3 protein-coding genes are annotated in these 2,120 nt (G+C 67.4%); all 3 read right to left on the reverse strand.

The genetic code is table 11. The features are described from left to right. Positions 1–57: 57 nt before the first annotated feature. The 3 genes from ACLML9_RS28570 to ACLML9_RS28580 all read right to left on the reverse strand — a co-directional run bounded on the left by ACLML9_RS28570 (position 58) and on the right by ACLML9_RS28580 (position 1,640). Positions 58–354 carry a DUF2516 family protein gene (locus ACLML9_RS28570; protein ID WP_081877365.1) on the reverse strand — a complete coding sequence of 99 codons (297 nt, stop codon included), beginning with the start codon at positions 352–354 and terminating at the stop codon, positions 58–60. A 69-nt stretch (positions 355–423) separates the two neighbouring features. Then, positions 424–1,152: a heparin-binding hemagglutinin gene (locus ACLML9_RS28575; RefSeq protein WP_411948403.1), complete on the reverse strand. Its 729-nt coding sequence runs from the start codon at positions 1,150–1,152 to the stop codon at positions 424–426. Beyond that, positions 1,149–1,640 (reverse strand): helix-turn-helix domain-containing protein, encoded by a 492-nt coding sequence (locus tag ACLML9_RS28580; protein ID WP_411948404.1) that lies wholly within the window; start codon positions 1,638–1,640, stop codon positions 1,149–1,151. Before ACLML9_RS28580 ends, ACLML9_RS28575 begins: the two co-directional genes overlap by 4 nt. Between the last annotated feature and the right edge of the window lie 480 nt (positions 1,641–2,120).

Here is a 2,120-nt window from a genome sequence, read left to right on the forward strand (position 1 = left end):
GGGACCGAGGGGGCCTCGACCCCGCGGCGCCGAAGGCGCCGCCAATAAACACAGCTCTTACCAGCGCGGGCCGCGCTGGACCTCGTCCACCTTCGGCCGCACATCGGCCAGGTAGATACCGGTCGCGATGATGGCGATGAATGCCAATAGTCCCAGGCCGGGCCAGCTCACCAGCATCAGCAGGATCGCCACACCGAGGATGCCCAGCCAGATGGGCTTGGTCAGTTTGTCGACCGCGGTGAATGCGTCGGAGCGCTGGCGCACGGCGTGCACGAGCGCGAAAACAGCCGCGCTTGTCGCCAGCAGCCACAGCGCGACCATGATCAACCCGGTCAAGCCATACACCTTGTCCACCCCACCATGATAAGAGCAGCGCCCCCGCGCACTGCATGTGCACGGGGGCGCTTCACCTGGATTGCCAGGTCAGAGCTTCTTCGGCGCGGCCTTCTTGACGGGGGCGGGCTTCTTCGCGGCCGGAGCCTTCTTCGCGGCGGGCGCCTTCTTCACCGGCGGGGCGGGCGCGGGCTCGGGGGCTACCTCGGGCACGGGCTCGGGCGCGATTTCCGGGGCGACCTCGAACACCTCGGCGTCGAGCACCGCCGGCGCGGCGGGGGCAGCCGACTCGGCGGCCGGCGCCGTGGTCGGCGCGGTGGCCGGCTCCGATTCGGTCCGGGCGCGACCGATCAGCCCGTTGACCCGGCCGAGCACCTCCTCGGCCCGGACGCTGGCGTCCTTGTACAGGGTCTCCACCCGGCCGACCTGCTCCTCGACCAGATGGTTGGCGCGCAGCCGCTCGACGGTTTCCTCACCGCGCACCGCCAGGTCCGCGTAGAGGTCGACCACCTGGCGGTAGTACTGCTCGGCGAGTTTGCGCAGTTCCTCGGTGGTGAATTTCTCGCGCAGCTCGGCCAGGTCCTCCGGCAGCTCCGAGGGCAACTCGGACAACCGGGCACGGATCTGCTCGAACTGGGTCTGCACATCGGCAGGCAACCCGGCGAAGCGCTCACGGGCCTCTTCGACCCGGACCCGGCCGTTGACATCTGTCGCGCGCTCACGCACCTGGGTCACCGCGTCCACAACCGCGGCGTATACCGCGTCCGTGGCGCCGACGGTGGCGAACAGTGGTTTGGCAGTGGTGTACTTCTCGGTCATTTATCGTTCTCCTGGCGTGGAGCATCGGTTGTCGGTTGTGGAACAACACTGTCCCGGGGAATCGCTTCCTCCGGCCCGTTCTCCCGGCGGAACGATTCATATATATCCAGGAGCACCTGTTTCTGCCGCTCACTGATCGCGGAATCGGCGAGCACGGCGTCCCGGACGGGACTGTGCGGCCGCTGCTCGAGGTAGCCGGCGCGCACATACAACACCTCCGAAGAAACCCGCAGGGCCTTGGCGATCTGCGTCAGCACTTCGGCGGAGGGGTTACGCAATCCGCGCTCGATCTGGCTGAGATACGGGTTGCTCACCCCCGCCAGCTGGGCGAGCTGACGCAACGAAACCTGCGCGGCTTCACGCTGCGCCCTGATGAATCCTCCGATGTCCTGCGCCGCGTTGACCACGCGGGCTGCCTTGTCGCCGGCGCCGGCAGACGCTGCCGGATCGTCGGTGCGCTGGGCGAAAACCTCGGGACCGTCGGCCATCACTCACCTTCTGGCGTTGTAGTTACAACGATAGATCGGGGTGCTAGCAATTGCAAGCACCATGTTAGCAGTGTTTATTTGCGGCGCCTGCGGCGCCGCGGGGTCGAGGCCCCCTCGGTCCCGCCGTCCAGGCCTCGAGACTCGCGCTTCGCGCATGCGACGTGCGGTGGACCGCCCATAGAGCGCGACCTTTGAGCACCTTCGGCCAAGGGGCGGGACGGGCCTCGACCCTTTCAGGGCCTCGCAAGACTCGGCACCGAGCGGGCGCCGCTATTCGTGAAGGTAGTCGGATGCCACGCCGACCAGTGGTCGAGTCGGCCTCCGATTCGACCGAGTCGGCCTCCGATCCGATCATCGAACGCCGACGCAACCCGCATGCGTCGAGTTTTACGAGACACCTCCAAGGGTTGAGGCCCGTCTCGCCGTTTCGGCCTCGAAAGCGCATGAGCCGAAGGCTCGAGTCTCGAGGCCGAAACGGCG

The sequence above is a fragment of the Nocardia sp. NPDC002869 genome (assembly GCF_046764065.1).
Classification (GTDB): Bacteria; Actinomycetota; Actinomycetes; order Mycobacteriales; family Mycobacteriaceae; genus Nocardia; species Nocardia rhamnosiphila.

Excerpts from the sequence above, each read along its gene's own strand:
- ACLML9_RS28580 (WP_411948404.1), bottom strand. The coding sequence starts at position 1,640 with ATGGCCGACGGTCCCGAGGTTTTCGCCCAGCGCACCGACGATCCGGCA.
- ACLML9_RS28575 (WP_411948403.1), bottom strand. The coding sequence starts at position 1,152 with ATGACCGAGAAGTACACCACTGCCAAACCACTGTTCGCCACCGTCGGC.